The organism is Pseudomonas sp. LBUM1656 (genome assembly GCF_059716065.1).
The window spans coordinates 1,597,271-1,618,835 of sequence record NZ_CP166800.1 but is presented as its reverse complement, the minus strand read 5'-3'; the positions used below and the strand labels follow the sequence as shown (position 1 = coordinate 1,618,835).

The 21,565-nt window shown below is 59.4% G+C and carries 18 protein-coding genes and 1 pseudogene; 8 read left to right on the top strand and 11 right to left on the bottom strand.

The genetic code is table 11. The annotated features are described in order from the left end of the window. Positions 1-286 precede the first annotated feature (286 nt). Positions 287-886, bottom strand: a complete 600-nt coding sequence (locus tag ACA072_RS07250) for an FMN-dependent NADH-azoreductase (protein WP_219095154.1) — start codon at positions 884-886, stop codon at positions 287-289. Positions 887-1,146: 260 nt separating this feature from the next. Then, on the bottom strand, positions 1,147-1,476 hold the full coding sequence (locus tag ACA072_RS07245; protein ID WP_497623784.1) for a 3-phosphoglycerate kinase: 330 nt from the start codon (positions 1,474-1,476) through the stop codon (positions 1,147-1,149). 49 nt (positions 1,477-1,525) lie between these two features. Here ACA072_RS07245 and ACA072_RS07240 point away from each other — a divergent pair, with 49 nt between their 5' ends. The 4 genes and pseudogenes from ACA072_RS07240 to ACA072_RS07225 all read left to right on the top strand — a co-directional run bounded on the left by ACA072_RS07240 (position 1,526) and on the right by ACA072_RS07225 (position 5,751). Beyond that, the gene (locus tag ACA072_RS07240) at positions 1,526-2,449 is read left to right on the top strand and encodes a PA3225 family LysR-type transcriptional regulator (protein WP_131060451.1); all 924 of its coding nucleotides are present in this window, start codon (positions 1,526-1,528) and stop codon (positions 2,447-2,449) included. 14 nt (positions 2,450-2,463) lie between these two features. Beyond that, positions 2,464-3,269: pseudogene (locus tag ACA072_RS07235) on the top strand (alpha/beta fold hydrolase). Between the two features lie 3 nt (positions 3,270-3,272). Next, the gene (locus tag ACA072_RS07230) at positions 3,273-3,833 is read left to right on the top strand and encodes a peptidylprolyl isomerase (RefSeq protein WP_497623783.1); all 561 of its coding nucleotides are present in this window, start codon (positions 3,273-3,275) and stop codon (positions 3,831-3,833) included. Positions 3,834-3,918: 85 nt separating this feature from the next. Further along, positions 3,919-5,751, top strand: coding sequence for an ABC transporter ATP-binding protein (locus tag ACA072_RS07225; protein WP_497623782.1), 1,833 nt, complete (start codon positions 3,919-3,921; stop codon positions 5,749-5,751). Positions 5,752-5,924: 173 nt separating this feature from the next. Here the strand turns inward: ACA072_RS07225 and ACA072_RS07220 are convergent, their stop codons facing one another. Then, on the bottom strand, positions 5,925-7,049 hold the full coding sequence (locus tag ACA072_RS07220) for a GNAT family N-acetyltransferase (protein WP_497623781.1): 1,125 nt from the start codon (positions 7,047-7,049) through the stop codon (positions 5,925-5,927). A gap of 284 nt (positions 7,050-7,333) precedes the next feature. On the opposite strand from ACA072_RS07220, the gene ACA072_RS07215 reads away from it, so the two are divergent. Beyond that, positions 7,334-8,650, top strand: a complete 1,317-nt coding sequence (locus ACA072_RS07215) for a putative porin (protein WP_497623780.1) — start codon at positions 7,334-7,336, stop codon at positions 8,648-8,650. Positions 8,651-8,783: 133 nt separating this feature from the next. Here ACA072_RS07215 and ACA072_RS07210 read toward each other — a convergent pair whose 3' ends face one another. The 5 genes from ACA072_RS07210 to aceK all read right to left on the bottom strand — a co-directional run bounded on the left by ACA072_RS07210 (position 8,784) and on the right by aceK (position 17,070). After that, complete coding sequence (locus ACA072_RS07210) at positions 8,784-9,020, bottom strand: anti-sigma factor family protein (protein WP_497623779.1); 237 nt, start codon at positions 9,018-9,020, stop codon at positions 8,784-8,786. Further along, complete coding sequence (locus tag ACA072_RS07205) at positions 9,014-9,625, bottom strand: RNA polymerase sigma factor (RefSeq protein WP_497623778.1); 612 nt, start codon at positions 9,623-9,625, stop codon at positions 9,014-9,016. Before ACA072_RS07205 ends, ACA072_RS07210 begins: the two co-directional genes overlap by 7 nt. A 154-nt stretch (positions 9,626-9,779) precedes the next feature. Next, on the bottom strand, positions 9,780-10,901 hold the full coding sequence (locus ACA072_RS07200; protein ID WP_497623777.1) for a beta-ketoacyl-ACP synthase III: 1,122 nt from the start codon (positions 10,899-10,901) through the stop codon (positions 9,780-9,782). 343 nt (positions 10,902-11,244) lie between these two features. Further along, the gene (gene hrpA / locus ACA072_RS07195; RefSeq protein ID WP_497623776.1) at positions 11,245-15,156 is read right to left on the bottom strand and encodes an ATP-dependent RNA helicase HrpA; all 3,912 of its coding nucleotides are present in this window, start codon (positions 15,154-15,156) and stop codon (positions 11,245-11,247) included. A gap of 195 nt (positions 15,157-15,351) precedes the next feature. Further along, positions 15,352-17,070 (bottom strand): bifunctional isocitrate dehydrogenase kinase/phosphatase, encoded by a 1,719-nt coding sequence (aceK, locus tag ACA072_RS07190; protein WP_497623775.1) that lies wholly within the window; start codon positions 17,068-17,070, stop codon positions 15,352-15,354. Between the two features lie 157 nt (positions 17,071-17,227). Between aceK and ACA072_RS07185 the strand changes: the two genes are divergently transcribed. Continuing rightward, positions 17,228-18,136 (top strand): DMT family transporter, encoded by a 909-nt coding sequence (locus ACA072_RS07185; RefSeq protein ID WP_497623774.1) that lies wholly within the window; start codon positions 17,228-17,230, stop codon positions 18,134-18,136. A 259-nt stretch (positions 18,137-18,395) separates the two neighbouring features. On the opposite strand, the gene ACA072_RS07180 is transcribed toward ACA072_RS07185, so the two are convergent. Together ACA072_RS07180 and ACA072_RS07175 are read right to left on the bottom strand one after the other, a co-directional pair. Continuing rightward, positions 18,396-19,259: a DMT family transporter gene (locus ACA072_RS07180; RefSeq protein WP_497623773.1), complete on the bottom strand. Its 864-nt coding sequence runs from the start codon at positions 19,257-19,259 to the stop codon at positions 18,396-18,398. 109 nt (positions 19,260-19,368) lie between these two features. Further along, positions 19,369-19,533 (bottom strand): hypothetical protein, encoded by a 165-nt coding sequence (locus tag ACA072_RS07175; protein ID WP_497623772.1) that lies wholly within the window; start codon positions 19,531-19,533, stop codon positions 19,369-19,371. Between the two features lie 185 nt (positions 19,534-19,718). Here ACA072_RS07175 and ACA072_RS07170 point away from each other — a divergent pair, with 185 nt between their 5' ends. Next, positions 19,719-20,258, top strand: a complete 540-nt coding sequence (locus ACA072_RS07170; RefSeq protein WP_497623771.1) for a hypothetical protein — start codon at positions 19,719-19,721, stop codon at positions 20,256-20,258. Between the two features lie 4 nt (positions 20,259-20,262). After that, entirely contained in the window at positions 20,263-20,463 is a 201-nt protein-coding gene (locus ACA072_RS07165; RefSeq protein ID WP_497623770.1) for a hypothetical protein, read from the top strand. A 61-nt stretch (positions 20,464-20,524) separates the two neighbouring features. Here the strand turns inward: ACA072_RS07165 and ACA072_RS07160 are convergent, their stop codons facing one another. Next, on the bottom strand, positions 20,525-21,463 hold the full coding sequence (locus ACA072_RS07160) for an aspartyl/asparaginyl beta-hydroxylase domain-containing protein (protein WP_497623769.1): 939 nt from the start codon (positions 21,461-21,463) through the stop codon (positions 20,525-20,527). Positions 21,464-21,565: the final 102 nt, after the last annotated feature.

The window sequence follows — 21,565 nt, the reverse complement described above, 5'->3', positions numbered from 1 at the left end:
CCCACGCACAAATCCCATGTGGGAGCGGGCTTGCTCGCGAAAGCGTCGTGTCAGTCGATATTAATGTTGCCTGACCTATCGCATTCGCGAGCAAGCCCGCTCCCACAGGAGATCGGTGCACATCCACCAAATCCCAGGCAAAAAAAAGCCCGATCTCGCTAAAGCGTTCAATCGGGCGACAGCACTCAGGAGCAACAAGTGCAAAGGGAGGTTCGATGCGCGTAAAGCCTTGAAGGGGTTGCGCCAGGCCACTTGAACATCAAGGGATTATCTGGCGATTAAAGCCTCAAGCCACCTGGGAAAGCTTGGCGTTGGCCTGGTTCAGGCCTTTCTCCTGGAAGTCACCGCCCAGGTTCATGCCTTCGGCGTGAATGAAGGTCACGTCGTGGATTCCGATGAAGCCCATGACCTGACGCAGGTACGGTTCCTGGTGATCGGCCGTGCTGCCGGCGTAGATCCCGCCGCGAGCGGTCAGCACGTAGGCACGCTTGCCGCTGAGCAAACCTTGCGGGCCGGTGTCGGTGTACTTGAAGGTCACGCCGGCACGCAGCACGTGATCGAGCCAGGCTTTAAGGGTGCTTGGGATGGCGAAGTTGTACATCGGCGCGGCCATGACCAGCACATCGGCGGCCAGCAGTTCGTCGGTCAACTGGTTGGAGCGTTCCAGGGAGACCTGTTCGATGTCGCTGCGCTGTTCGGCAGGTTTCATCCAGCCACCCAACAGGTTGATGTCCAGGTGCGGCACAGGGTTGACGGCGAGGTCACGCACGGTGATCTGGTCGTTCGGGTGCGCGGCTTTCCACTGGCTGATGAAGGTCTGGGTCAACTGGCGGGAAACCGAGTCTTGCTGACGGGCGCTGCTTTCGATGATCAGAACGCGTGACATGGGATGTAGGCTCCATCTGAGAATGCTGTAAGGCGATGGAGTGAAGGTTAAACAGAGTCATATCGATGAAAAAGCGCAAATAACTGCTATAACCCATCAATAAATTCGTTTATAAGCTGAGCATGCCGCTCTGTGGGAGCGGCGGTGCGACGATTCGACTTGCTCGCGAAGGCGTCGTGTCAGGCGCTATCACTTTCGCCTGATGCACCGCTTTCGCGAGCAAGTCGAATCGTCGCACCGCCGCTCCCACAGGTTGTCAGTCATTTGGGGGTGCAGGTCAGGTTGATACGCATCTTGATAATGGTGCGGGTGAACTTGGCGGTGGCATTTTTGTGTTTGCCGGCGGCCACTTCGATAGAGCGGGTGCGCGGCGATTCCGGGCCATTGTTGAAAACAACCTTACAGAGCGCATCGGTGTCGCCGTAGTTGTTGACCTGGATGGAGGCGATGTCGTTATCCGTGTCGAACGCGTTGTAGTCGATCTTCATGCCATTGAGCTGCTTTGTCACATCGATCGGATACGCAAACGCAGTCAGCGGCAGCAGCGCCAGCACCACACAACCCGATACCACACTACAAAACTTTTTCATTCAGCAGTCTCCAATAAGGACTGCCAGCTTAGGACAAGAGGAGCTATTCATGAAAGCGCCCCGCGTGACCCTTGATCAATGGCGAACCTTGCAAGCCGTGGTCGACCACGGCGGTTTCGCCCAGGCCGCCGAAGCGCTGCACCGTTCGCAATCCTCGGTGAGCTACACCGTGGCGCGTATGCAGGACCAGCTCGGCGTGCCGCTGTTGCGCATCGATGGCCGCAAAGCGGTGCTGACCGAAGCCGGCGGCGTGTTGCTGCGCCGCTCGCGGCAACTGGTGAAACAGGCCAGCCAGCTGGAAGACCTGGCCCACCACATGGAGCAAGGCTGGGAAGCGGAAGTGCGGCTGGTGGTCGACGCCGCTTACCCGAGCGCCCGCCTCGTCCGCGCATTGACCGCGTTCATGCCGCAAAGCCGTGGCTGCCGGGTGCGTCTTCGCGAAGAAGTGTTGTCGGGTGTCGAAGAAGTGTTGCTGGAAGGTGTGGCGGACCTGGCCATCACAGGATTCAGCATTCCCGGCTATCTCGGCGCGGAATTGAGCGATGTTGAATTCGTTGCCGTTGCCCACCCCGAACACCCGCTGCATCGTCTGAACCGCGAACTGAACTTCCAGGATCTGGAAACCCAGATGCAAGTGGTGATCCGCGACTCCGGTCGCCAGCAACCCCGAGACGTTGGCTGGCTTGGCGCCGAACAGCGCTGGACCGTCGGCAGCCTGGCCACCGCGGCGACGTTTGTCAGCAGCGGCCTGGGTTTCGCCTGGCTGCCCCGGCACATGATTGAACGCGAACTTCGGGAAGGCACGCTCAAGCTGCTACCGTTGGACCAGGGTGGCAGCCGCAACCCGAGCTTCTATCTGTATTCGAACAAGGACAAACCCTTGGGCCCGGCGACGCAAATCCTGATCGAACTGCTGCGCACCTTCGACACCGCGCCGCTGGATGCGCCGTTCGCCGCCCCTGAACAAGCCTGATACGGAGTATCTGCATGGCCTATTTCGAACACGAAGGTTGCAACCTGCACTATGAGGAATACGGCCACGGCACGCCGTTACTGCTGGTCCACGGGCTGGGTTCCAGCACCCTGGACTGGGAAAAGCAGATCCCGGCGCTGTCCGCCCATTACCGCGTGATCGTCCCGGACGTACGCGGCCACGGTCGCTCCGACAAACCCCGCGAGCGTTACAGCATCGCCGGGTTCAGTGCCGACCTGGTCGCCCTGATGGAACACCTGAACCTTGGCCCTACGCATTACGTGGGCTTGTCCATGGGCGGCATGATCGGTTTTCAATTGGCCGTGGATCAGCCGCAAATGCTCAAGAGCCTGTGCATCGTCAACAGCGCGCCCGAGGTCAAACTGCGCAGCCGCGACGATTACTGGCAGTGGTTCAAGCGCTGGAGCCTGATGCGTGCCCTCAGTCTGGGCACCATCGGCAAGGCCCTGGGCGCCAAGCTGTTTCCCAAACCCGAACAAGCCGATTTGCGCCAGAAGATGGCTGAGCGCTGGGCAAAAAACGACAAACATGCTTATCTCGCCAGCTTCGATGCCATCGTTGGCTGGGGTGTTCAGGAACGACTTTCCAGAGTCGCCTGTCCAACCCTCATTGTCAGCGCCGACCGCGATTACACGCCGGTCTCACTGAAGGAAACCTACGTAAAACTGCTGCCCGATGCGCGGCTGGTGGTGATCGCCGATTCGCGTCACGCCACCCCGCTGGATCAACCCGAACGCTTCAACCAAACCCTGCTCGAGTTTCTCACCGCAGTCGACACCACCTCACTCAGGATCACTGACCCATGCTGAAAAAAATCGCCCTCGTCGCCGGCTCCGTTCTGTTTGCCGCCAACCTGATGGCCGCAACGCCCGTTGCCAAGGCGCCGCACGTGTTGCTGGAAACCACCAACGGCCAGATCGAAATCGAACTGGACCCGGTCAAAGCACCGATCAGCACCAAGAACTTCGTTGATTACGTCAACAGCGGCTTCTACAACAACACTATTTTCCACCGTGTGATTCCTGGCTTCATGGTCCAGGGCGGTGGTTTCACTCAACAAATGCAGCAGAAAGATACCAAGGCACCGATCAAGAACGAGTCCAAAAACGGTCTGCATAACGTGCGTGGCACGCTGTCCATGGCCCGCACCTCGAATCCCGACTCGGCCACCAGCCAGTTCTTCATCAACGTCAAAGACAACGACTTCCTGGACCAGGGTGATGGCTATGCCGTGTTCGGTAAAGTCGTCAAAGGCATGGACGTGGTGGACGTCATCGTCAACTCCCAGACCACCACTAAAGGCGGTATGAAAGACGTGCCGGCTGACCCTGTGTTCATCAAGTCTGCCAAAGTCATCGACTAATCTGCACAGGAGTGCTTGAGCGGCTGCCGGTCTCCGGCGCCGCTCATACCGTTTAAAGGAGAGCCCGCGCGCGGGCGGAGAACAAATGCTTTATCGCCGTTTTGAACAACTGATCGACGTCTTCCGTGACGCCCCGACGGCGGCTCCGCCCGACCGTGTTTTCCCCTTTTATACCTATTACCTGAAGCAGGTCTGGCCGAGTTTCGCTGCCCTGCTGACCGTCGGCCTGTTCGGCGCGCTGATCGAAGTCGCGCTGTTCAGCTACCTGAGCCGCATCATCGACCTGGCCCAGGGCACGCCGAACGTTAATTTCTTCAAGGAACACGGCATCGAACTGGCCTGGATGGCCGTGGTGGCGCTGATCCTGCGCCCGGTGTTCGTGGGCCTGCATGACCTGCTGGTGCACCAGACCCTGAGCCCCAGCATGACCAGCATGATCCGCTGGCAGAACCACAGTTATGTGCTCAAACAGAGCCTGAATTTCTTCCAGAACGACTTCGCCGGGCGCATCGCCCAACGCATCATGCAGACCGGCAACTCGTTGCGCGACTCGGCCGTGCAAGCGGTGGACGCGCTGTGGCACGTGCTGATCTACGCGATCAGTTCCCTGGTGCTGTTCGCCGAAGCCGACTGGCGCCTGATGATCCCGCTGCTGAGCTGGATCGCCGCGTACATTGGTGCGCTCTGCTACTTCGTGCCACGGGTCAAGGAGCGCTCGGTGGTGTCCTCGGATGCCCGCTCCAAACTCATGGGCCGCATTGTCGACGGCTACACCAACATCACCACGCTGAAGCTGTTCGCCCACACTAATTTCGAACAGCAATACGCCAGGGAAGCCATCGAAGAACAGACGGTGAAAGCCCAACTGGCCGGCCGCGTGGTCACCAGCATGGACGTGGTCATCACCAGCATGAACGGCTTGCTGATCGTCACCACCACCGGCCTGGCGCTGTGGCTGTGGACGCAGTCGCTGATCAGCGTGGGCGCCATTGCCCTGGCGACAGGCCTGGTGATCCGCATCGTCAACATGTCCGGCTGGATCATGTGGGTGGTCACCGGCATCTTCGAAAACATTGGCATGGTCCAGGACGGTTTGCAGACCATTTCACAACCGGTCAGCGTCACCGATCGCGATCAGGCCAAACCGCTGACTGTCGCCCGTGGCGAAGTGCGCTTCGAGTACGTGGATTTTCACTACGGCAAGAAGAGCGGGATCATTGGCGACCTCAATCTGACGATCAAGCCCGGTGAGAAAATCGGCTTGATCGGACCGTCCGGCGCGGGCAAATCGACCCTCGTCAACCTGCTGCTGCGCCTGTATGACGTGCAGGGCGGGCGGATCCTCATCGATGGGCAGAACATCGCCGAAGTCGGCCAGGAAAGCCTGCGCGAGCGCATCGGCATGATCACCCAGGACACGTCCCTGCTGCATCGCTCGATCCGCGACAATTTGCTGTACGGCAAACCCGATGCCACCGATGCTGAGTTATGGGAAGCGGTGCACAAAGCCCGTGCCGATGAGTTCATTCCGTTGCTGTCGGACGCCGAAGGCCGTACCGGTTTCGATGCGCATGTGGGTGAACGCGGGGTGAAACTTTCCGGTGGCCAGCGTCAGCGGATTGCGATTGCCCGGGTGCTGCTCAAGGACGCGCCGATCCTGATCATGGACGAGGCGACCTCGGCCCTGGACTCGGAAGTCGAAGCGGCGATCCAGGAAAGTCTCGAAACCCTGATGCAGGGCAAAACCGTGATCGCCATCGCCCACCGGCTCTCGACCATCGCACGGATGGATCGGCTGGTGGTGCTGGAAAAAGGCAAGATCGCCGAAACCGGCACCCACGCCGAATTGCTGGCGCATGGCGGTTTGTATGCGCGGCTGTGGCAGCACCAGACGGGGGGGTTTGTCGGTATCGACTAAATTGGACTCACCACTATCCCTGTGGGAGCGAGCTTGCTCGCGATGGCGGTGTAGCAGTCAACATTTATGCCGACTGACACTCCGCTATCGCGAGCAAGCTCGCTCCCACAATGATCCAAGACATCCTGAGCAACCGCTAACCCCCTCAAACGTGGGCAGGCTATTTGCGAAAATCATGCCTGCCGATAAGGCAACGCGGTCCTCGCTTCCTCAGCGTAAGCCAGCACGCCCACCCTTTCCTGCTCCAGAAAGTCCTTCACTGCGGCTTTCAGGCCGGGGTGACGCAGGTAATGCCAGGAATGCGTGATCACCGGTTCAAAGCCGCGAATCAACTTGTGTTCACCTTGGGCACCGGCATCAAAACGCTGCAAGCCATTGGCAATCGCGTAGTCCATGCCCTGGTAGAAACAGGTCTCGAAATGCAGACGGTCGAACTCCGCCAGGCAGCCCCAATATCGCCCGTAAAAACTGTCGCCGCCCACCAGGCTGAAGGCCATGGCCACGGGTCGTGAACCTTGTTTGGCCAGCACCACGCGAATGGATTCCGGCATGCGCTCGGCCAGCAGACTGAAAAATTCCCGCGTCAGATAAGGCCTTTGCCGACGCACCGCGTAGGTATTGGCGTAGCAGGCATAGACGAAGTCCCACTGCGCCTGATCCAGTTGCCGACCTTCAAGCCATTCGAACTCAATGCCCTGCCCCGCCACTTGCTCGCGTTCCTTGCGCATCTGTTTGCGTTTGCGCGAACTGAGGACGTCGAGGAAGTCCTGAAAATCCCGATAGCCACGATTCTGCCAGTGATACTGACAGCCAATTCGCTGCAACCAGCCGGGTTGTTCGGCCAGTGCCGCGTCGGTGAAAGGGTCTGTGAAGTTGATGTGGGCGCTGGAGAGTTCTTCGATCTCAAGGTAGCCCGGCAGGCTCTTCAGTAGCTCGAAACCGTCCTCGACACTGGCCGCCAGCAACCGTGGCCCGCTGACCGGGCTGAACGGCACGGCGGTCAACAGCTTGGGGTAATAGTCGATACCGGCGCGCTCGCAGGCATCGGCCCAGGCGTGATCGAACACGTACTCGCCGTAGGAATGCCACTTGCGGTAACTGGGCAGCGCGGCAATCAAACGCCCCTCATCGAGGTGCAACAGATGCTCGGGCTGCCAGCCGGAATGGGGGCCGAGGCTGCCGCTGTCTTCCAGCGCGCTGAGGAAAGCGTGGCGCAGAAACGGCTGATTATCCGGCACCAGGGCATCCCACGTGCGCGGACCAATATCGGACAGGCTTTCCAGACGTTGCAGCGGCATTGACACCCTCTCGACTACTTCGCGTAACAGCCCGGCGAGTATCGCCTATCGCCCGCCATTGCACATCCGCCAAAAACCGCTGACAGGGCTCTGGATCAAAAGTTCAGACAGTCTTTGTATCGTCATCGAGACGCCATCACTTTGCCACTGCTCTGTAATAAACCATCGCGATACTGGCGCCAGTTTTTAGAGCGTCGGGTTCTACCCGGCCACTGTTTCCGTCCGTCAATGGTCGGTTGTGTCCCGGATGGCTCAGTCATCCCCTTACATCTTCGGAGATTGATATGCGTCTTGCTTCCACGAAAACTGCGGCGGCCCTGTGTGGCGGTCTGCTGCTGGCCATGAGCGTTCCGGCCAGCGCCGCAGTCGACGCCAAACTGCTCGACATGCTCAAGGCAAACGGCTCGATTACCAACGCGCAATACAGCGAGCTGCAAGCCGAACTGGCCAGGGATCAGAAAGACCAGCAAATCGCCCGTCAGGCTCAGCAAGAGACCAATGAGCAGATCGCGGCCACTGCGAAGAAAACCAATGAGCTGAGCACCTTCGACCAGAAACTGGCCTGGGCCGCCAAGACCCAATTCAAGGGTGACGTACGTTTCCGTCAGGAGACGGTCAAGAACGATGGCGTTTCCAACAACCGCGACCAGGATCGTCAGCGCGTTCGTGCCCGCCTGGGTGCCTACACCGAGATCAACCCGCAAGTCGACACCGGTATCCGTATCGCTACCGGCAACAACGATGACGCGCGTTCCACCAACCAGAGCCTGGACAACTACTTCGACAAGAAGTCGATCTGGCTGGACCAGGGTTACGTCGACTACCACCCCGACTTCGCCAAGAACCTGCACATCGTTGGCGGCAAGATGCCACAGCAATGGGTGAGCATGGGCGACATCATCTGGGATAGCGATATCAGCCCTGAAGGCCTGGCACTGACTTACAAATACCCACTGGGCGCCAGCACCGAGCTGTTCGGTAGCGCCGGCCACTACACCCTCAAGGACAACGTCGACGGCGACGGCGTGCAGTTCAAGCACGACCTGCGTCTGTACGCCGGCCAGTTGGGCGCGCGCTTCGCCCTCACCGACAACCTGAAACTGACCCTGGGCGGCAGCGTCTACGGCTACGACAACGACGACGACATCACCGCAGGCGGCACCAGCATTCCATCCGTGCTGGCCACCAACGGCAACACCCCGAACGAGCAATTCAAACTGTACGAAGGCTTTGGTCAGATCGACATCACCGGCCTGCCACTGCCGCTCTCGTTCTACGGTCAGTACGTCAATAACAAAGATGCAAGCAACGATCAGGATTCTGCCTGGCTGGCGGGTGTAAAGACCAAGTTCTACGGCTTCGCTGTGGACTACAACTACCGCGACGTACAGCGTAACGCCGTGGTCGGCGCCTTCACCGACTCTGACTTCGCCAACGGTTTCACCGGTTCGCGTGGCAGCAAGTTGAAAGTGAGCTACGAGCTGGACAAGAACTTCGCCCTGGGCGCGACGTACTTCATGGCTAACTCTGACTACACCAACGCCACCCTCAAGGATTCGGACATCAACACCCTGCAACTGGACGCCGAAGCCAAGTTCTAAGCAGCACCGTTGCACGCCTCAGGTCATGGATGCTTGAGGCGCTTTACAGTCTGGCGTGGATGGATCGATCCCCATCATCCGTTCGATGCATCCACGCCGGCCTGCTTCTCTTCCCTGCGATAACACCCCGAATCTACGGAATGTCCTTGCGACGCTCCGCAGCGAGACGTTCGGCGAGTGCATCGAGCTCCGGCACAGGCTCCTCCGGCAAGACGCGCAGCGTTGCCTGCATCAAACGCATCTGACGAATGAACCGCCGGCAATTAGGGCAGAACATTAAATGATGCCGCACCATCAACTTCTCCCGAAAGCTCAACTGGCCATCGAGATAATCACTGGAACGTGCCACTTGTTCCTTACAGGTCAGCATTCACCGGTTTCCTCAAAATGCTCTACGGTCGTAAAGACCTTCAACCGTGCCCGATGCAGCAGCACGCGAACATTGGAGAGCGAGATTTCCAGAAGATTACAGATCTCGTCCAGCTCCAGGCCCTGACGTTCGCGAAGTAACAGAACATTGCGTTGCAATTGCGGCAAGCTTAGCAAGGTGTGTTCAAGGCATTCGCGCAGCTCGTTTTGGGTGAGCAACGCTTCCGGGGTGTCCTGATGCCAGGCGAACGGCGCGACCAGCCAATGCCCGTCTGCGGCGGAAAAACGATCGTCATCAACGGTGCCATGCGGCGATGGAAGGTCATCGAGCAACACTTCACGACGGTTTTGTTTGTAGCGACCTTTTGCCGAGTTTGCGGTGATGGTCAGCAACCAGGTCTTGAGGCTCGAACGCGCCTCAAACTTGCTCAGATGGCGCACGACTGACAGCCACGCGTCCTGCACCACTTCGTCGGCATGCCGGCTGCCTACGATCGCATAAGCCACCGCACGCATCGGGCTCTGATAAGTGCTGACCAACTCTTTGAAGGCCTGTTGCTCACCTGCCAGCAATCGTTCCAGCAGTTGCGCGTCGTCAGCCGCCATTCACAAATCCCCTTGTCCTGACCTCGAAAAATGAGTCAGCAGGACTCTGTCGTCGCAATGTCCTGCTGTCATTTCCGAAAATTACAGCGTCCCGACTGTTTCGAATGTAGGAATTATCCTACGTATCAGGGGAAAAGAACGACAGCCTTCCACCTCAACGCTTGCGCAAAATCACGCTACCAATCGAATAACCCGCGCCGAACGAGCTGAGCACGGCCAGGGAACCGGCGGCCAGATCATCCTGATGCTTGTGAAACGAAATCACCGACCCGGCGGAGCTGGTGTTGGCGTAGGTGTCGAGAATCACCGGTGCTTCTTCTTCGGTGGCTTCGCGGCCCAGCAGTTTCTTGACGATCAGGTGGTTCATGCTGAGGTTGGCCTGATGCAGCCAGAAACGCTTCACGTCACCGACGTTGAGCGTGTTCTCTTCCAGGTGTGTGGCGATCAGCTCGGCCACCATCGGGCAGACGTCGCGGAACACCTTGCGGCCTTCCTGAACGAACAGTTTGTCCTTGGCACCGATGCCCTCTTCCGCCGCGCGGTTTAGGAAGCCGAAGTTGTTGCGGATGTTGTTGGAGAACTTGGTCAGTAGTTTGGTGCTGACCACGTCGAACTGATACTTGGACGTCGCCAGGTCTGCACGCTCGATGATCACCGCCGTCGCCGCGTCACCAAAGATGAAGTGGCTGTCACGGTCGCGGAAGTTCAAGTGACCGGTGCAGACTTCCGGGTTGACCATCAGGATGGCCCGGGCCTGACCCAGTTGCACGCTGTTGGCGGCGGCCTGGATGCCGAATGTCGCCGAGGAGCAGGCCACGTTCATGTCGAAACCGAAACCCTGGATGCCCAGCGCTTCCTGGACTTCGATGGCGATGGCCGGGTAGGCGCGCTGCAGGTTGGAGCAGGCAACGATGACACCGTCGATGTCGGCGGCGGTTTTGCCGGCACGCTGCAAGGCTTGTTCGGCCGCGCCGATGGCCATCTGGCAAAGCACCGACCATTCGTCGTTGGAACGCTCAGGCAGACGCGGCGCCATGCGTTGCGGGTCGAGGATGCCGTCCTTGTCCATGACAAAGCGGCTCTTGATGCCGGACGCTTTTTCGATGAACGCAGCGCTGGATTCGGTCAACGCTTCGACTTCGCCACGGGCGATGGCGTCGGCGTTGTCGGCGTTGAATAGCGCGACGTAAGCGTTGAAAGACTGCACCAGCTCTTCATTGGAGATGCTGTTGGCCGGGGTATACAGGCCGGTGCCGCTGATGACGACGTTATGCATGGTCGTTTCTCTAATCTGTTCAGGCAGAAAGCGTTGGCACCGACGTACCAACACACAAAGGGTCTGTTCCCGTCACGGGAACCACACCTGGCATCGCTTTATTCCGTACCGCCCGAACCTTGAGAGGCTCAAAACCGCGGGACCGGCGCTTATAGGCGCGAAGTTTGCCATAAACATTGGGTTTTGGCCCTATTTGCAGGATCAAACACCTATCGACGGAGCGCCCCTATGATCATTCCCACGCTCTGCGTGGGAATGCAGCCCGTAACGCTCTGCGTCGCTGGGACGCGGAGCGTCCCTTGAGGCATTCCCACGCAGGAGCGTGGGAACGATCAGCGACAGATTATGGCTCGACCTGGGTCCATTGCTTGTTCAGGCGCTTGTCGGAGATCGGCACTTTGGTCCCCAATTGCTGGGCGAACAGCGAAACCCGATATTCCTCCAGCCACCAGCGATAAAGCTCCAGTTGCGGATCGCGCTTGCCTTCCTGGGCGTGCTTGCTGGCACGGGTCTGGTATTGGGCCCAGAGACCGGACAACTCACCACTCCAGACCCGGTCCCTCTGCACCTGAGCACCGATCTTCTCGAAGCGCTGCTCGACCGCTTTCAGGTAACGCGGCAGTTCCTTGAGCCACTGCATCGGCGTTTCCCGGACAAAACCCGGGTACACCAGATGACTGAGCTGCTGCTTGATGTCGTTCAGGGCCACGGCTTGCGCCAGATCGATCTTGCCCTTGAAGCGTTTTTGCAGGCCGTGCCAGTGTTTCAGAATCTCCAGCGTCAGTTTCGCCAGACGCTCGGCGTGCTCGGTCCAGCCACCGCGTTTGCGCTCGGCCAACGCCGCGAGCCCGGCGCCATCCCGGGGCAACGGGTCTTCACCGTCGAGAATGCAGCTGTCGAGACTGGCCAGCAGAATGTCCTCGACCAGACTGTCGATACGCCCCATGTCGCGGTACATCAGGCCCAGTTCGGTCAGCCCCGGCAATTTGCCGCGCAGGAACTTGGCCGTATCCGCCAGTTGCTGCATCAGCAACCGCTGCAAGGCGCGGCGATGCTGGAACTCGGCTTCGGCCGGTGTCGAGAAACGCCCTTCCTTGACCGTGCCGCTCTCCTCCACCAGCGCCGGATAGACCGTCATCGACAGTCCGGCGATCTTCTGTTGAGTCTTTTGCGCCACCGCCGCGAAGACTTTTGCCTCCACCGGCTGCTGGCTTTTCGCGGTTTGCGGCACAGCCAGCGCGGCCTGACTGGCTTCGGCAAAACGTGCGGTCAGTTCGCCCAGGTCTCGACCTTCGCCGAGAAACTTGCCCTGGCCGTCGACGATTTCCAGGTTCATGCGCAGATGACTGTCGACCTGTTGCGATGCTTCCGCCCAAGCCTCATCGCTGACCCGCGCGCCCGTCATGCGCAGCAGCTCGCGGCCCAATGCCTGAGGCAACGAGCCGTCGGCGAAGGTCATGCGCTGCAACGCGGCTTTGACGAAGTCCGGCACCGGTACAAAATTCTTGCGCAGAGCCTTGGGCAGGTTGCGTACCAACGCGATGCACTTGGCCTCGATCACGCCGGGCACGAGCCATTCCAGACGCTCAGGCGGCAGCATCGGCAACAGCGGTGCCGGTACGCGCAGGGTCACGCCGTCGCGCGGGTGATTGGGCTCGAAGTGGTAACTGAGGGCCAGTTCCAGATCACCGATATGCAAAGTGTCCGGGTAATGCAGGGCGGTGACTTCGCTCGCTTCGCGGGCCAGCACGTCTTCTTCGCGCATGATCAGCAGCTGCGGGTCTTTCTGGCTTGTGACCCGATACCAGCTGTCGAAGGTGGCGGTCTGGTGGATCTCTGCCGGCAGCCGCGCATCGTAGAAAGCAAACAGCGTTTCTTCGTCGGCCAGAATATCGCGACGACGGGCCTTGGCTTCCAGTTCGTCGAGCTGTTCCAGCAGTTGCTGGTTGGCCGTCAGGCACTTGGCCCTGGATTGAATCTCGCCCCGCACCAGGCCTTCGCGAATAAAAAACTCACGGGACACCACCGGATCGATCGGCCCGTAATGCACCGGCCGGCGACCGACCACGATCAGCCCGAACAGGGTGATTTGCTCGAAGGCCACGACTTGGCCGCGCTTCTTCTCCCAGTGCGGTTCGAAGTGGTTCTTCTTGATCAGGTGCCCGGCCAGCGGTTCGATCCAGTCGGAGTCGATCTTGGCCACCATCCGCGCGTAGAGCTTGGTGGTTTCCACCAGCTCGGCGGTCATCAGCCATTGCGGGCGCTTTTTGCCCAGGCCCGATGACGGGTGAATCCAGAAACGTCGCTGACGGGCGCCGAGGTAATCGCCTTCATCGGTCTTCTGGCCGATCTGGCTGAGCAGGCCCGAGAGCACGGCTTTGTGCAGTTTCGGGTAATCCGCCGGCTCTTTGTTGAGGCTCAGCTGCATGTCGCGGCAGATCAGGCTCAACTGACGGTGCGAGTCGCGCCATTCGCGCAGGCGCAGGTAATTAAGGAAGTTCTTGCGACACCAATTGCGCAGCGGGCTCGCCGTCAGCGCCTGGCGCTGCTCTTCGAAACCACGCCACAGATTGACCAGCCCGGCGAAATCCGAGTCCACGTCTTTCCATTGCGCGTGGGCCTGATCCGCCGCTTGCTGACGCTCCGGCGGACGTTCGCGCGGGTCTTGAATCGACATGGCGCTGGCGACGATCAGCACTTCCTGCAAGCTGCCGAGTTTCGCCGCTTCCAGCAGCATGCGTCCCATGCGCGGGTCCACCGGAAGGCGCGCCAACTGGCGGCCGAGCGGGGTCAGCTGGCTGTTGCGGTCCACCGCCGAGAGCTCTTGCAGCAGGTTGAAACCGTCACTGATGGCCTTGCCATCCGGCGGCTCGATAAACGGGAAATCGGTGATCTCGCCGAGGCGCAGATGCAGCATCTGCAGGATCACCGCCGCGAGGTTGGTCCGCAGGATTTCAGGGTCGGTAAATTCCGGGCGACCGATGAAGTCTTCTTCGCCATACAGGCGGATGCAGATGCCCGGCTCGACCCGGCCGCATCGACCTTTACGCTGGTTGGCGCTGGCCTGGGAAATCGCTTCGATGGGCAGGCGCTGGACCTTGGCGCGGTAGCTGTAACGGCTGATGCGCGCGGTGCCGCTGTCGATCACGTAACGAATGCCCGGCACGGTCAGCGAGGTTTCCGCAACGTTGGTCGCCAGTACCACACGACGGCCCGGGTGCGACTGGAAAATCCGCTGCTGTTCGGCTGGCGAAAGCCGAGCGTACAACGGCAGGATTTCAGTGTGCTTGAGCTGGGCCTTGCGCAGCATGTCGGCCGCATCGCGAATCTCCCGCTCGCCGGGCAGGAACACCAGCACATCGCCGGGGCTCTTGCGCTCGCTGCGTTCGAACGCGGCGATTTCATCGAGGGTGGCGAGGATCGCCTGATCCACGGTCAAGTCGTCCTCGACGCGGTTGCCCTCCTCGTCCTGCTCCAGGGTCAGCGGGCGATACCAGGTGTCTACCGGGAAGGTGCGGCCCGAGACTTCAACGATCGGCGCATCGTCGAAGTGCTTGGAGAAGCGCTCCAGGTCGATGGTCGCCGAGGTGATGATGACTTTCAGGTCCGGACGGCGCGGCAGCAGGGTTTTCAGGTAACCGAGCAGGAAGTCGATGTTGAGGCTGCGCTCGTGGGCTTCGTCGACGATGATCGTGTCGTAGCGTTCGAGGTAGCGGTCGTTCTGGGTTTCCGCCAGCAGGATGCCGTCGGTCATCAGCTTGATCAGGGTGTTGGAATCGCTCTGGTCTTCGAACCGCACCTGATAGCCGACCAACGCGCCCAACGGCGTCGCCAGTTCTTCGGCAACCCGGCTGGCCACGCTGCGCGCAGCGATTCGACGTGGCTGCGTGTGGCCGATCAGGCCATGTTGGCCGCGACCGATTTCCAGGCAGATCTTCGGCAGCTGGGTGGTTTTACCCGAGCCGGTCTCGCCGGCAATGATCAGCACCTGATGTTTGAGCAGCGCCTCTTTGATTTCATCGCGCTTGGCGGCGATCGGCAAACTGTCGTCGTAACGAATCACCGGCAGGCTGGCACGCCGCGCCAACACCTGATCACAGGACGCCTGCATGCGCGTCACCCACTGGGCCAGCTTGGCCTCGTCGGGTTTCTTGCGCAGCTCAAGCAACTGCCGCCGCAGCCGGTGGCGGTCGGCGAGCATGGCGTGATCGAGGTTTTTCAGCAGTTTGTCGATGGAAGGCGATTCGTCAGTCATCAGGTACGCAATAAGTGGTCTGGTGGCGCAGGGGGCGATTGTCGCAGATTTGCGCCCTGCTGTGATCGTTCCCACGCTCTGCGTGGGAATGCAGCCCGGGACGCTCCGCGTCCCAAAAGCGGACGCAGAGCGTCCATTGAGGCATTCCCACGCAAAGCGTAGGAACGATCGGTGTCGGGTGTGACGGTGTGGGGACTATTCGTTGTCGAGGCCTTTGCGCCGGTACGGGAACACGTCGATGACCTTGCCGGCACGGATGGCTTCCTGAAGGCTTTTCCAGTAATCGGCGTTGTACAACTCACCATGCAACTGGTCAAACAGCTTCCGTTGCCCCGAATCGGCGAACAAAAACGGCGGAAACTCTTCCGGAAACACATCCAGCGGCCCGATCGAATACCACGGCTCGGACGCCATTTCGTCTTCCGGTGTGCGCGGTTGCGGGATGTGGCGGAAGTTGGCTTCGGTCAGGAAGCAGATCTCGTCATAGTCATAAAACACCACGCGCCCGTGCCGGGTGACGCCGAAGTTCTTCAACAGCATGTCGCCGGGAAAGATGTTCGCCGCCGCCAGTTGCTTGATCGCCAGCCCATAATCCTCCAGCGCCTCGCGGACTTGCGCGTCGTTGGCGTTTTCCAGGTACAGGTTCAACGGCGTCATCCGCCGTTCGGTCCAGCAGTGGCGGATCAGCACGGTGTCGCCTTCCACCGACACCGTGGAGGCTGCCACCTCAAGCAGTTCTTCCAGGCACGCCGGCTCGAACTTGCTCAACGGGAAGCGAAAATCGGCGAATTCCTGGGTATCGGCCATGCGCCCGACGCGGTCGACGCTTTTTACCAAACGGTATTTTTCGATCACCGTGGCGCGGTCGACGTTTTTCGACGGCGAGAAACGGTCCTTGATGATTTTGAACACGGTGTTGAAGCCCGGCAGCGTGAACACGCTCATCACCATGCCGCGCACACCGGGGGCCATGATGAATTGGTCGTCAGTGTTGGCCAGGTGATTGATCAGCGCCCGATAGAACTCGGACTTGCCGTGTTTGTAGAAGCCGATCGAGGTGTACAGCTCGGCGATGTGCTTGCCCGGCAGGATGCGCTTGAGGAAGCCGATGAACTCCGCCGGCACCGGCACATCCACCATGAAATACGAGCGGGTGAACGAGAAGATGATCGACACATCGGCTTCATCGGTGATCAGCGCATCGATCTGAATCCCACGACCTTCGCGGTGCAACAGCGGAATCACCAGCGGCCATTGTTCGTCCCGGGTGTAGATGCGTCCCACCAGGTAGGCGCCTTTGTTGCGGTAGAGCACCGAGGAAAACAGCTCGACGCTCAAGTCCGGGTCCTTGCATACCCAGTCCGGCAGGTTCTCGCGCAGTTGCGCTTCGAGGCGGCGCAGGTCGCCGGCCAGGTCGGCGTAATCCTCGCTGAAGCCGTAATCGGCAAAAATGCTCGCGAGCATGCCGGACAACTGGCCCTGGGGCTTGTAGGTCCGGGTTTGCGCGGCCCGAGCCCGGCGCAGGCTGGGCCGGGTGGTATGAATGAACATGCAGCCGTCGCTGATCAGGTCATGGCTGAACAGCCCGCAGAAAATCGAGTTGTACCAGGTTTCGGACAATTCATCGTCGAAGCGCAGGTCAATCAAGGTGATGTAAGCGCTTTTGACCAGAGGCCAGCAACTGACGTCCAGCGTGTCGGCGTCAAATGCGATGCGCAGTCGTTCCACCGTTTCGCTGACTTTTTCTTCGTACAGATTGATCCGCGCGGCCGAGGCCACCTGCGCCTCCTGCCATTGGGCCTGCTCGAAGCGGGCCCGGGCGCCATCGGTGATCTGGCGGAAATGCTCGCGGTAATCGTCAAAGCCATCGAGGATCATTCGGGCGATGTCGGCGGCTGGCCATTGCTGCGGCATGGTGAGACCTCTGCGGGAATTCGTGAGCCCTGAGCTTAGCCAGTGAACCGGGTGCAGGAGAAGCGTAATTTTCGGCCCGGGTTAAATGCTCGATTTTCGGTTGCCATGGATAGAGCGCTCGGCAACACTCTCGTCCCCAGCAAGGAAGGAGTGCACCGTGAGCCCTGTCGATATTTTCCGTTTACTGTCGCTGGCAGCGATCTGGGGCGCGAGCTTTCTGTTCATGCGCATCATCGCCCCCGTGATTGGCACAATCCCCACCGCCTTCTTCCGCGTGTCGATTGCCGCCACCGGCTTGCTGGTGATCCTCGGGCTGATGCGCATCAGCTGGGATTTCAAGGGCAAGCTCAAGACGGTGATGCTGCTCGGGGTGATCAACTCCGGGATTCCAGCGACTCTCTATTCGGTGGCCGCCCAAGTGCTGCCGGCCGGTTACTCGGCGATTTTCAACGCCACCACGCCATTGATGGGCGTGTTGATCGGCGGCCTGTTTTTCCATGAAAGACTGACCGCTGCCAAGCTTGGCGGGGTGTTCCTCGGGCTGCTTGGCGTTGGCGTCCTGACCCGTGCCGGTCCTGTGGCGTTTGACATGGAATTGCTGATGGGCGCCGTCGCCTGCCTGCTCGCCACCACCTGTTATGGCTTTGCCGGGTTCCTGGCCCGCCGCTGGCTCGATCACGCAGGCGGTCTCGACAGTCGTCTTTCGGCGCTGGGCAGCATGCTCGGGGCGACGCTGTTCCTGTTGCCGTTGTTCGGTTACAGCGTGATCAGCCAGCCACCGGCGAGCTGGGGCGGCTGGAATGTCTGGTTGTCGTTGCTGGGGTTGGGGCTGGTGTGTACCGCGCTGGCGTACATCATTTACTTCCGTTTGCTTAGCTCGATCGGGCCGGTGAGGTCGATGACCACGACCTTCCTGATCCCGCCGTTCGGGGTGTTGTGGGGGGCGCTGTTGCTGGATGAGCCGCTGTCGATGGCGCATATCTATGGTGGGGTGTTGATTGCGGCGGCGTTGTGGCTGGTGTTGAAGCCTGCGGTGGTGAAGGCTGCGGCGGTGGCTGCCAAGTAATTTGTGGTGCGGCTGATGAGGCGTCGTCAATTGCCCGCGCAGACCGTGTAACGCTGCCGCCAGCGGCGCCCTATCCTCAACCTCGATAACGATGCAGCGATTTGCTCACCCCGCACCTGGAGCGCTTCGGGCAGCAGGAACACCGGGTTGATGCTCGACATCTCGACCCCCCCCGGGATCGGTTGCGGGCCGAGCACGCATTGGCCAAATGAAAAAGGCCCGGGGCAGATGCTCCGGGCCTTTTTGTTTTCATGCAGTTTTACGCTGTTTTACGGAATACGAAGACCAGACCGATGATGATCAACAGCATGCCGAGCATGCTCAATGCCGCCAGTCGATTACCAAAAATCAGGTAGTCCATCACCGCTGTCACGGCCGGCACCAGGTAAAACAGACTGGTGACATTCACCAGATTGCCCCGGGCGATCAAGCGGTACAGCAGCAACGTCGCCAGCACCGAGACCACCAACCCCATCCATAACACCGGCACGATGAAACCGCTGCTGTGTTCGAAATGAAACGGCTGGAACGGTACGAAGATCCCGCAGAGCAACAGCCCCGCCAGATACTGCACCGGCAGTGTGCCGAGCGGGTTGTCAGTGATGCGCTTCTGCATGATCGAACCGAACGTCATGCTTGCCAGCGCCAGCAAACCGAAGAGCATGCCCGCCAGTGACATGCCGGCCAGACCGATGCCTTGGTAAACCACCATGATCAACCCGGCCAGGCCCAGCGCCAGGCCGAACATTCGGCTGGCCGAGCGCTGCCGCTCCATGATCACCACCGTGAGAATCGGCTGCACGCCCATGATAGTGGCCATCACGCCCGGGGTGACTTTCAGGTCCAGGGCCAGCAGATAAAAAATCTGATAAGCCCCCAGCAGCACCACGCCCGTGGCCATCGCATACAGCATCGGCTTGCCGCCCTTGGGCAGTTTCAAATTGAGCAACGGCACCAGCAGCATCAATCCGCACAGGGCGATGACAAAGCGAATCAGCAAAAAGGCAAAGGGTGAGGCGTGGGCCAGACCCCATTTGGAGAAGATCGCCCCGCTGCTCCACAGCAGAACGAACAGGCTCGTGGACGCCGCCGCGAGCGCGGATTTTTTCGAAAGGACAAACATGAATACCACCTGTAGTCAGGCAAGAAGCCAACTCAGCCGAAGCTGAAATTCAGTAGTTTTTCAGGCGAAAACTTTTTGGACGGGCATGGGAACAGCAGAAAAAAGCTGATCAGCCCGAGAAGCCAACGCCCGGCGGTGATACGACTGCGTACACCGGCGTGCTACTGACAGGTGGGGGGTAATGACTGATCTGCGCAGGCTGCTGATTCCCGCACGGCACGACGCCAGCGTTGACCGCTGAATCGACTACCGCGTTGATGAGGGAAGCTGGCATGAGCTGATCTTTTTTGATGGGGTGGCCGGTGAGTTGGAGATCACCGAGCGCCGACTATAACCAGCGCGTGACACGGATTGCAATGACTTGGTCAAAGGGCCAGTAAAGACAGCATGTGCGGCTCGATCTACCTTGGAGGGGAATACAAACGCCCGATAATGGGGACATGGAATGCAAGAGATCACATGCCAAGGGAACGGACTCAACTTCGATATCAACTGTACAGATCCAGGGCACGAAAACTGGCCAATCTCTCTATAGCTGAGCCAGACGCCGTACTAGAGACTGATAGCACTCGAAACAACGATTTAGAGAGCGTTCGATTCGAAGCGATCAATGCGGATGCATTAACTGCGTTCAGCCTCTGGGATGAACCACACTTTTCATGGAACGAGGTCATTGCCTGGAAAGCGAAAGAGCCTATGGCACTGGATCTGGCTATCTGGTTCGGCCCCGAGCTATGTGGGTTGTGCTTTGCCAACCCCAACAACAGCCGACTTCGAGTCAGAATTGTCCGGCTCGAGGGAAAACCAGGCAGGCCCCGTCGCCTCAAGAACCGTATAGCCCCATTGGCCTTGATTGCGGTCGAACATTACGCACGAATCATCGGCAGCACGCTGATAGAAATCCAGGAACCGGCAGAAGGCGCGCTCCCTATTTATCAAAAACTCGGTTTCGAGTTCGACAACGAAGACCGTCTTGTGATGGCCATAGGGAGCGACTAGTATCGTGAAAACTGTTCAATTTGAGATCAAAAATGGAGGCAATATGCGAGCGCGCGTTAAAAAGTCTTCCGCCCAAGGCGAATCGCCCAAGGCAGTAACAAAACCCATGCCGACAAAGCTTTCGGCCAATCAGCTTCGCTTTCTCAAAGTAGCTTTGACGGGTACCCACATCGACGAACCGGATCTGCTCGCGGGACGTCCCTAGTACTCTCTAACTCAAAAAAAACCGCTCCCAAAGAGCGGTTTTTTCTTAATGTCGGTCGCCATTACCCAAACAACCAATACCCCAACATCGTCAGCACCACCACCGCCAACACCGGCCGCAGCACGCGGTATGCCTTGGGATGACGACGTTTCCAGCGCTTGACCGCACCGCTGACCTTGTCGCTGGAACTCTTGCTCCAGGCGTAAAACCGGTTGATCCCGCCGACACGTTCATCATCAAGGTTCTGAGGCGCGGTGGCGCGACCGAGCAGGCCGCTGATCCCGCGGTTGATACAGGTCATGACGCGGTTGCTCAACGGTCGTTCGATGTCGCAGAACAGAATGACGCGGGTTTTCTCGGTTTCGTTCTTGACCCAATGCACGTAGGTCTCATCGAACATCACGTCCTCGCCATCACGCCAGGCGTAGACCTGACCGTCGACGAAGATGCGGCAATCATCGGAGTTCGGCGTCGACAGCCCCAGGTGATAACGCAGGGAACCGGCAAACGGGTCGCGGTGCGGATTGAGGTGACTTCCGCCCGGCAGCAGCGCGAACATCGCACCTTTTACGTTGGGAATGCTGCTGACCAAAGCAACGGTTTTCGGGCACAGGGTTTCGGCTGATGGCAGGGGTTTGTCGTACCACTTCAGGTAAAACCGCTTCCAGCCTTTCTTGAAGAACGAACCAAATCCGGCATCGTTGTTCTTGTCGGCGGCGCAGATGTACCCCTCGTCAAACAGGTGCATGGCTTCGTCGCGGATGACTTCCCAGTTGTCCTTGAGCACGTTCAGCTCCGGGAATTTGCTGCGATCCAGATAGGGTTTGGACGGCACGCTGGAGAACAGGTACATCAAGGCATTGTATGGCGCGAACAGGGCCGAGTGATTGACGAACTGGCGCAGAACCGGCAATCGCGCCTTGCCGCGTAAATGCACATAGAGGGTGCTGCCCAGGAATAGCAGCAACACTGACGCTTTCGCGGCAAAGGAAAAGGTCATCTACGGCTCCTTGAGATTAGGCTCTTCGCACAACGCCATTTACCCGACGTGGCAGCCGGCCATGATAAACATTACCGGCCTCGGGAAAAACCCGCATAACTC

Excerpts from the sequence above, each read along its gene's own strand:
- ACA072_RS07160 (WP_497623769.1), bottom strand. The coding sequence starts at position 21,463 with ATGACCTTTTCCTTTGCCGCGAAAGCGTCAGTGTTGCTGCTATTCCTG.
- hrpA (WP_497623776.1), bottom strand. The coding sequence starts at position 15,156 with ATGACTGACGAATCGCCTTCCATCGACAAACTGCTGAAAAACCTCGAT.
- ACA072_RS07210 (WP_497623779.1), bottom strand. The coding sequence starts at position 9,020 with ATGCTGACCTGTAAGGAACAAGTGGCACGTTCCAGTGATTATCTCGAT.
- ACA072_RS07240 (WP_131060451.1), top strand. The coding sequence starts at position 1,526 with ATGAAAGCGCCCCGCGTGACCCTTGATCAATGGCGAACCTTGCAAGCC.
- ACA072_RS07230 (WP_497623783.1), top strand. The coding sequence starts at position 3,273 with ATGCTGAAAAAAATCGCCCTCGTCGCCGGCTCCGTTCTGTTTGCCGCC.
- ACA072_RS07170 (WP_497623771.1), top strand. The coding sequence starts at position 19,719 with ATGCCAAGGGAACGGACTCAACTTCGATATCAACTGTACAGATCCAGG.
- ACA072_RS07205 (WP_497623778.1), bottom strand. The coding sequence starts at position 9,625 with ATGGCGGCTGACGACGCGCAACTGCTGGAACGATTGCTGGCAGGTGAG.
- ACA072_RS07200 (WP_497623777.1), bottom strand. The coding sequence starts at position 10,901 with ATGCATAACGTCGTCATCAGCGGCACCGGCCTGTATACCCCGGCCAAC.
- ACA072_RS07215 (WP_497623780.1), top strand. The coding sequence starts at position 7,334 with ATGCGTCTTGCTTCCACGAAAACTGCGGCGGCCCTGTGTGGCGGTCTG.
- ACA072_RS07175 (WP_497623772.1), bottom strand. The coding sequence starts at position 19,533 with ATGCCAGCTTCCCTCATCAACGCGGTAGTCGATTCAGCGGTCAACGCT.
- ACA072_RS07250 (WP_219095154.1), bottom strand. The coding sequence starts at position 886 with ATGTCACGCGTTCTGATCATCGAAAGCAGCGCCCGTCAGCAAGACTCG.
- ACA072_RS07220 (WP_497623781.1), bottom strand. The coding sequence starts at position 7,049 with ATGCCGCTGCAACGTCTGGAAAGCCTGTCCGATATTGGTCCGCGCACG.
- ACA072_RS07180 (WP_497623773.1), bottom strand. The coding sequence starts at position 19,259 with ATGTTTGTCCTTTCGAAAAAATCCGCGCTCGCGGCGGCGTCCACGAGC.
- aceK (WP_497623775.1), bottom strand. The coding sequence starts at position 17,070 with ATGCCGCAGCAATGGCCAGCCGCCGACATCGCCCGAATGATCCTCGAT.
- ACA072_RS07245 (WP_497623784.1), bottom strand. The coding sequence starts at position 1,476 with ATGAAAAAGTTTTGTAGTGTGGTATCGGGTTGTGTGGTGCTGGCGCTG.
- ACA072_RS07225 (WP_497623782.1), top strand. The coding sequence starts at position 3,919 with ATGCTTTATCGCCGTTTTGAACAACTGATCGACGTCTTCCGTGACGCC.